Annotated in this window: 6 protein-coding genes and 2 tRNA genes; 6 read left to right on the forward strand and 2 right to left on the reverse strand. The window is 71.2% G+C overall.

Annotation, left to right across the window (positions count from 1 at the left end):
• Positions 1-3 precede the first annotated feature (3 nt).
• Both AB0K37_RS13760 and alaS read left to right on the forward strand, forming a co-directional pair.
• Entirely contained in the window at positions 4-384 is a 381-nt protein-coding gene (locus AB0K37_RS13760) for a helix-turn-helix domain-containing protein (RefSeq protein WP_363979637.1), read from the forward strand.
• A gap of 129 nt (positions 385-513) precedes the next feature.
• Positions 514-3,141, forward strand: a complete 2,628-nt coding sequence (gene alaS, locus AB0K37_RS13765) for an alanine--tRNA ligase (protein WP_363979640.1) — start codon at positions 514-516, stop codon at positions 3,139-3,141.
• Positions 3,142-3,237: 96 nt separating this feature from the next.
• Here alaS and AB0K37_RS13770 read toward each other — a convergent pair whose 3' ends face one another.
• Positions 3,238-3,381, reverse strand: a complete 144-nt coding sequence (locus AB0K37_RS13770) for a hypothetical protein (protein WP_363979643.1) — start codon at positions 3,379-3,381, stop codon at positions 3,238-3,240.
• A gap of 722 nt (positions 3,382-4,103) precedes the next feature.
• Between AB0K37_RS13770 and AB0K37_RS13775 the strand changes: the two genes are divergently transcribed.
• Both AB0K37_RS13775 and AB0K37_RS13780 read left to right on the forward strand, forming a co-directional pair.
• On the forward strand, positions 4,104-4,979 hold the full coding sequence (locus AB0K37_RS13775) for an SDR family NAD(P)-dependent oxidoreductase (RefSeq protein ID WP_363979646.1): 876 nt from the start codon (positions 4,104-4,106) through the stop codon (positions 4,977-4,979).
• Positions 4,980-4,988: 9 nt separating this feature from the next.
• Positions 4,989-5,474, forward strand: a complete 486-nt coding sequence (locus AB0K37_RS13780) for a MerR family transcriptional regulator (RefSeq protein ID WP_363979649.1) — start codon at positions 4,989-4,991, stop codon at positions 5,472-5,474.
• A 516-nt stretch (positions 5,475-5,990) separates the two neighbouring features.
• Here the strand turns inward: AB0K37_RS13780 and AB0K37_RS13785 are convergent.
• Positions 5,991-6,061: transfer RNA gene (locus AB0K37_RS13785), tRNA-Gly, on the reverse strand.
• Positions 6,062-6,201: 140 nt separating this feature from the next.
• Between AB0K37_RS13785 and AB0K37_RS13790 the strand changes: the two genes are divergently transcribed.
• Together AB0K37_RS13790 and AB0K37_RS13795 are read left to right on the forward strand one after the other, a co-directional pair.
• Positions 6,202-6,275, forward strand: a tRNA-Pro gene (locus AB0K37_RS13790).
• A 457-nt stretch (positions 6,276-6,732) separates the two neighbouring features.
• On the forward strand, positions 6,733-7,698 hold a 966-nt coding region (locus tag AB0K37_RS13795; RefSeq protein ID WP_363979652.1), incomplete at its 3' end, for a serine/threonine-protein kinase.

Raw genomic sequence — 7,698 nt, forward strand, 5'->3', positions numbered from 1 at the left:
CCAATGGAGCACACCGCCGTCGGATGCCGCGCCCGCGAGATCCTCGACCGCATCGGCGACAAGTGGTCGCTGCAGGTCATCGCGGTGCTCGGCGAGCGGACCAAGCGGTTCACCGAGCTGCGGCGCGAGATCGACGGCATCAGCCAGCGGATGCTCACCGTCACGCTGCGCGGCCTGGAGCGCGACGGCATCGTCACCCGGACCGTCTACCCCGTGGTCCCGCCCCGCGTGGAGTACTCGCTCACACCGCTGGGCGCGACGCTGATGGACGCGGCCGGCACCTTCGTCGCCTGGGCCGAGGACCACCTCGGCCAGATCGACGCCGCCCGCGCCGAGTACGACGCCCGCCAAATGGACGTGCAGGCGGAGGACGCCCGGCGGTAACGTGGACGGCGATGGTCATTCACGAGGTGGGACGGCGAGCTAGCCGCGCCGAGCTGGGGAACGTGCAGACGTGCCCGGCCCGGCTCGGCGGTGTGCGCCGTCATCCCATCGACCTCGTGAGGCCGTCCCATGCGCTCGACTGACATCCGTTCGACCTTCCTGGGCTTCTTCCAGGAGCGCGACCACCGCGTCGTGCCGTCCAGCCCGCTGATCCCGTCCGATCCCACGCTGCTGCTGGCGAACGCGGGCATGAACCAGTTCAAGCCGTACTTCCTCGGCGAGACCACGCCCGAGCACCCGCGCGCCGTGTCCGTGCAGAAGTGCGCGCGCACGTCCGACATCGAGAACGTGGGCCGCACCACGCGGCACGCGACGTTCTTCGAGATGCTCGGCAACTTCTCCTTCGGCGACTACTTCAAGGCAGAGGCGATCGCCTGGGCGTGGGAACTGCTCACCCGCCACTACAACCTCGACCCGCAACGCCTCTGGGTCACCGTGTACCTCGACGACGACGAAGCCGTCCGGCTCTGGCGGCGCGTGGGTGTCCCCTCTGAGCGGATCCAGCGGCTCGGCATGGAGGACAACTACTGGTCGATGGGCATCCCCGGCCCCTGCGGCCCGTCCTCCGAACTCCACTACGACAGGGGGCCGTCCTTCGGCCGTGAAGGCGGACCCGCGGTGGACGGCGAGCGGTACCAGGAGCTCTGGAACCTCGTCTTCATGCAGAACCTCCGTGGGGAGGGCTCCGGCAAAGACGAATACCCGATTCTCGGCCAGCTCCCTGCACGGAACATCGACACGGGGCTCGGTCTCGACCGGCTCGCGGCGGTGCTGCAGGACGTGGACACCGTGTGCGAGACGGATCTGCTTGCGCCGACGTTCCGGCTCGTCCAGGAAATGGCGGGCCGCGCCTACCCGGGCCGCGACGGCGGCGACGACTCGACGTCCTTCCGCGTCGTCGCGGAACACTCCCGCTCGGTCGCGTTCCTCATCGCGGACGGCGTCATGCCCTCCCGCGACGGCCGCGGCTACGTCCTGCGCCGCCTGATGCGCCGCGCGATCCGGCACGCGCGCAGGCTCGGCATCGACGGCCCCACCCTGCCCGCGCTGACCTCCAGCGTCGTCGGCAACCTCGGCGACGCCTGGCCGGAGCTCTCCCGGCGCTCCGCGCTCATCGAGCAGGTCGTCAGGGCCGAAGAGGAGGCGTTCGAGCGGACGCTGCGCCAGGGCTCCCAGCTCCTCGACGCGGCGATCGGCCGCGCCACCACCTCCATCTCCGGGCGGACGGCGTTCGAACTGCACGACACCTACGGCTTCCCCATCGACCTGACGGTCGACGCGGCACGCTCGGCCGGCCTCACGGTCGACGAGGACGCGTTCGCCGAGCTCCTCGACGAGCAGCGCCGCCAGGCGCACCGCGCCGGCCAGGGCCGCAAGGGCGGCGCGGTCGCGCGGCAGGACCTCTACCGCCGCGTCGCCGCGGCGCACGGCCTCACCGACTTCGTCGGCCACTCATCCGAAACAGCGGAAACACAGATCGGCGCCCTGCTCGGCCCGGACGGCGAGGTACCCACCGCCACCACGGGCGACGAACTGGAGGTGATCCTGACCCGCAGCCCGTTCTACGCGGAGTCGGGCGGCCAGGTCGGCGACACGGGCACGATCCGCACGTCCGGCGCGACCCTGGAGGTCGTCGACACCCGCCCGGGACTCGATGGCCTCCACGTCCACACCGTCCGCATCGTGGACGGCGAGGTCCGTCCCGGCGACGACGCCGAGGCGATCGTGGACGCGGAACGCCGCGCGGCAACCGCCCGCTCGCACAGCGCGACCCACGTCCTGCACGCGATGCTGCGCCGCACCCTCGGCGACCACGCGGCGCAGCAGGGCTCCCGCGTGGAGCCCGGACGCCTCCGCTTCGACTTCGCGCACTTCTCCTCCGTCGACACGGACCGCGTCCAGACCCTCGTCAACGACTACCTCCTCGACGACCCCGAGGTGCGCGTCTGGGAGGCGACCCGGGCGGAGGCGGAGCGCGCGGGCGCGATCGCACTGTTCGGCGAGCGGTACGGCGACGACGTCCGCATCGTGGACATCGGGGACGCCTCCCGCGAACTCTGCGGCGGCACCCACGTCGGCCACGGATCGCAGGCGGGCCCCGTCCACATCGTCGGCGAGTCCTCCATCGGCACCGGCCTGCGCCGGATCGAGGCCCTCACCGGCGCCGACGCCCTCCGCCACCACGACCGCACCGCGCTGCTGCTGAAGGAGCTCGCGGCGCTGCTGAACGTCCGTCCCGACCAGGCCCCGGACCGCCTCCGGCAACGCCTGGAAACACTCGTGGAGACCCGGCGCCGCCTGGAGGAGATGCACCGCGCCGAACTCGACCGGCACACCGACCGCCTGGCGTCCCTCGCCGAGCCCGTGCCCGGCGGCTGGCTGGTGGCGCACACCGTCCCCGGCCTGACCGGCGCGGACCTGCGCACGATCGCGACCGGCGTCCTCACCCGCCGCGACCAGCGCGGCCTCGTCGTCCTCGGCACCGAGTCGGACGGCAAGGCGGTGCTCGTCGCGGCGGCCGGCGCGTCCACCGGAGTCCAGGCCCGCGACCTGCTGACCGGCGCGGCCCGCGAGGTCGGCGGCGGCGCGGGAGGCAAGGGCCCACTAGCGAACGCAGGCGGCCGCCACCCCGAGAACCTCCCCAAAGCGATCACCACCGCGGCAACAAAGGCCCGTACCCTCCTGGCCACTCACTGACCACCGCGGCGTCCGCACACCCCGTGCGGACGCCGCGTTCGACGGTGGCGGCCGGCACGGCGCTGTCGATGCGCGAATCGCGGGCACGTCCAGCCGTCAGAAGACGGGCTTGGGCACCAGAACGACGCGCCAGCCGTCCGGGCCTGCGAAGGTCAGAGCGCCGTTCTCGGTCCAATAGGGGTTCTCCACCGGCACCGGTTCGTGCCCGGCCGCCCCGAGCCGTCCGACCACGTCGTCCATCTCGCGCCTCGTCCGCGAAGTACAGCACGAGCAGCGGCGAAGCGCCGTTGGCACGGTCCGCCGCCCGCGCGGTCAAGGTGTGAGGCGTGGGCGGCGGCCCCCGTCCCCGAACTGCGCCCGCTCTCGGCAAACCGGCCGCTTTCGGGGGCCAGCCACCGTGCCGCCACGGGCCGCGCCGCACCTAACTCGACTTGCGGCCCCTGCGACGGTCGAGCCAAGCGAGAAAAGCCTGAGAGGCCCTGATCGAAAAGGAAGGGTCTCCGCCGCCCTGCAGCGACTGCGCTCCGATGAAGTTCGCGTTGGGATTCTGGCGTCGTTCATACTCGGCGTTGGTCTGCCCAGGAATGCGCTTCTCGGGTGCGGTCATCGTGGCTCCAACCGTCGTGGCGGATCTTGCCTCATGGCGCAAGCCGCGGTCTCCACACTCAGACGCATTCTGCCCCCCTCCGGTTGCCCCAACGGGATGACTACGGTCACCGACCGCAGCCCTCGCGTCAGCGCGGCTCCGACCTCGCACGATGCACCGCTGCCGAGCGAACATCCCGACGGTTCGCAGAACTCCGCCACCGATACCTTCAGGGTTCGCGGCGAACTGAAGGGTCCCCAGCGAACCGAGGCCGGCTTTGGCTCGTGGTGGGCGTATCCGGCCGTTGGGTTCGGAACCAGGCGACGCGGACGCCGCGCTTGCGTTCGAGCGCGCTCGAACTCCTAGCGTCACCGGCATGACATCTCAAGCAGGGACTCAGCGGACATGGATCATCACCGGCGCGTCGGCGGGCTTCGGCCGTGCCATCGCCGAGTGCGTGATCGGGCGGGGCGACAACGTGGTGCTGGCCGTGCGGCGGCCCGGTTCGGTGGCCGACCTCGCGGACGCCCACCGCGACCAGGTGCTGGTCGCCGAGCTCGACGTGCGTGACACAGGGCGCGCCGGTGACGTCGTACGGGCGGCGGTCGACCGGTTCGGTCGGGTGGACGTGCTGGTGAACAACGCCGGCCGCGGAGTCGTCGGCGCGGCCGAGGAGGTCGGCGAGGAGGAGCTTCGCGCGTCTTTGGAACTGCACCTGCTGGGTCCGGCGGCGCTCGTGCGGGCCGTCCTGCCGTACTTCCGCGAGCAGGGGTCGGGCACGATCGTGCAGATGAGCAGCCAGGGCGGGCGCATCTCCTTCCCCGGTGTCGGCGCGTACTCGGCCGGCAAGTTCGCGCTCGAAGGCTGGTCGGAGGCGCTGGCCGGCGAGGTCGCGCCGTTCGGGGTCCGGGTGATGATCGTCGAGCCGAGCCGGTTCCGCACCTCGTTCAACGCGCCCGACGTGCTCGGGGTCGCCGACGCCAGCGCCGCCTACACCGGGCTGCTGGGGGCCGTCCGCAACGACATGGCGAGCGCCGACGGGCTTCAGGAGGGCGATCCGGTACGGGCCGCGGAGATCATCGTGGACCTGGTCGCCGGTGACGAGCTGCCGTTGCGCCTTCCGCTCGGGCGTGAGGCGGTCGAGCGCATCGGAAGGTCCTACCGGCAGAACCTGGAGGAGCTCGAACGCTGGGCCCCCACCGCGCGTGCCGCCGACTTCCCCGGCGCCACCGCATCCGCCCGGCCGATCTAGAGTGTCACCATGGCCACGGACGATCTGATGTCGAGGGCGCTCGCCGCCCTCGACGAGGTCGACGGCCCGATGTCGGTCGAGGTGATCCACCGCCTCGTCGACGTCGGCGCCGCCACCGACCCCATGACCATCACGGAGGTCGCCGACCTGCTCGACATGTCGCCGCACACGCTGCGCTACTACGAGCGGATCGGGCTGGTCGAGGTGGCGCGCGACGCCAACGGCCACCGCAGCTACGACGCGCAGGCGGTGCGGAGACTGGTGTTCCTGACCCGCATGCGCCTGTCCGGGATGGCCATGCGCGACCTTCAGCACTACATGCGACTGGCCGACGAGGGCGACGACACCGTCCCCGAGCGCCTTGACCTGCTGCTCGAACACCGCGACACGATCCGCCGCCAGCTCAAGGAGCTGACCCTGTCGCTGGCCGCGACCGAATACAAGATCGCCACCTACGGCGGCCACACCGGCCCGTCGTCAGCGGGGGAGGTCTGACCAACCGAACCGTGCCGAATGGGACCGCCGCGCCCAGCCGGCACGGTCACCCTCGTCTTCACCACGTGGGCGAAGACACCGCTCGACACGAACGCCATGATCGGCACCGCCGATATCCACTCGCGGACCCAGCAGAGCAGGCCCGGACGCACCGAAGGCCCAGCTACCTGGCGGCTGGAGACACGCTCGGGAGCGAAGGGCCGAGTTGAGGACGCAAGATCCACCACCGTGCTGATCTCCGCCAATGACGGCCAGGCCCCTGATCACGAAGGTTCGCAGTCGAACCAGGATGACATCGCGGGCGGCACTGATTTACCAGCACGCCAGCCAGGATCGGGACAGGGTGATTGCGGCGGCGCTGGGTGAGGCGTTCAAGGTCGCTCGGGCCAGTGACAAGAGCGACGAGGGCACGCTGAAACGATCGGGCACGCAACGGGCACGGAAACCTTAGCGATCATGGCAAACAGTAAGGCCCAGGTGGGGAAACAGGGTTCCTACCTGGGCCTTCTCAGTGGGAGCGGGCGACGGGAATCGAACCCGCGTAGCCAGTTTGGAAGACTGGGGCTCTACCATTGAGCTACGCCCGCAAGGCGATCTCAGGGGCCGGGTGGGCCTCGATCGCCATCCCGTAGCGTACAGGGTCTTCGGGGTGGACGTGCCGGGGGCGGAGCGGGCGGGGGCCGATCGGGACTACACTTCTCGCGTCATCGCGTTCGGCGGTGGTGTGCGGGCTGTAGCGCAGTTTGGTAGCGCACTGGCTTTGGGTGCCAGGGGTCGTGGGTTCAAATCCCGCCAGCCCGACCGAGTACAGATCAGGACGGTCGACGTCCGCCCGCGCCTTGTTCAGTTCGAGCGCCGGAGCGGGCCGCCCCGAGGGCCGGGCTGTGCGTCGTGACGCGTTTGCTGGCATCAGCCCAACCGGCTGCCAATGGGGCGCGCTGCCGTCAGGACCACCAAGCGCTGGGCGTCTCGCCCCATGCAGCAGCCGACCGGAGGTTGGTCAGCGTCAGCCACACACGCGTCACGAGTGCTCAGTCCGTCTCGCCGCTCAGCGTTAGTTGTGCTTCCAGGGCACTGCCCCAGATCCCTTGAGCATCGTGGGTGATGCACCGATGACGTGTACTGCGATGAACTCGATGCCCACACACAACTCGAAGTCGATCCAGCCGTTGTCCGTAGCGAGTTTGCGGACACGCTCTCGGGTTAAGCGGATCCGATAGTCTTACAGACAGATTTGTTCTGTCGAGGTGGGGGCGGGATGGGGCCACTCCAGCCGGGGGATCCCGTTGGGGTCGGCGGTTATCGGATCCTCGCGCGGCTCGGGGCGGGTGGGATGGGGGTCGTCTACCTCGCCCGGTCGCCGGGCGGGCGGCTGGCGGCTCTCAAGCTCATTCGGCCGGACTCTGCCGAGGATCCGGGGTTCCGGGAGCGGTTCCGGCGTGAGATCGCCGCGGCGGGCAAGGTCAGCGGGCTGTACACGGCGCCCGTGCTGGACGCCGACGCCGACGCGCCGCAGCCGTGGTTCGCCGCCGCCTTCGTGCCCGCGCCCACGCTGAAGGAGGCCGTCGAGGACGGCGGGGCGCTGCCCGAATCCGCTGTTCGCGCTCTGGGCGCGGGGCTCGCCGAGGCGCTGCAGGCCGTCCACGGGGCGGGGCTGGTGCACCGCGATCTCAAGCCCGGCAACATCCTGCTGGCCGAGGACGGGCCCAGGATCATCGACTTCGGGATCGCCAAGGTCGTCGACGCCACGCAGATCACCCGTACCGGCGGCATGATCGGCACGCTGGCGTACCTGGCGCCCGAGCAGGTCGCCGGGGCCAAGGACGCGGGGCCCGGGGCGGACGTGTTCGCGCTGGGGGGCGTGCTGGTCTACGCGGCCACGGGGGCCCGGCCGTTCGGCGAGGGCGACCCGGGCGCGCTGCTCTACGAGATCATGTACGGCGAGCCCCGTCTGGACGGGCTTCCCGCGTCGCTGCGGAGCACCGTGGCCGCCTGCCTGGACAAGGAACCGGCCCAGCGGCCTGCGCTCACGGACGTCCTCGCGGCGCTGACCCCCGCCGACCTTTCGGCGCTCCTCTCCCCCGCCCTGCGACGGGACCTGGCGGCCAGGGAGGCCGAGGCGAACCGGGTCTCGGCCGGGCCCGTGACGCCGCCGCCGCCGCTGCCGAGGATCGAGGAGGCGGCCCCCGGCGGCCTGCGGCGGCGGCGTGTGCTGGGGTTGGCC

It is taken from the genome of Actinomadura sp. NPDC049753 (genome assembly GCF_040674655.1).
GTDB lineage: Bacteria > Actinomycetota > Actinomycetes > Streptosporangiales > Streptosporangiaceae > Spirillospora > Spirillospora verrucosospora.

Coding starts and splice junctions, on each gene's coding strand:
- AB0K37_RS13775 (WP_363979646.1), top strand. CDS start 4,104: ATGACATCTCAAGCAGGGACTCAGCGGACATGGATCATCACCGGCGCG.
- AB0K37_RS13760 (WP_363979637.1), top strand. CDS start 4: ATGGAGCACACCGCCGTCGGATGCCGCGCCCGCGAGATCCTCGACCGC.
- alaS (WP_363979640.1), top strand. CDS start 514: ATGCGCTCGACTGACATCCGTTCGACCTTCCTGGGCTTCTTCCAGGAG.
- AB0K37_RS13770 (WP_363979643.1), bottom strand. CDS start 3,381: ATGGACGACGTGGTCGGACGGCTCGGGGCGGCCGGGCACGAACCGGTG.
- AB0K37_RS13780 (WP_363979649.1), top strand. CDS start 4,989: ATGGCCACGGACGATCTGATGTCGAGGGCGCTCGCCGCCCTCGACGAG.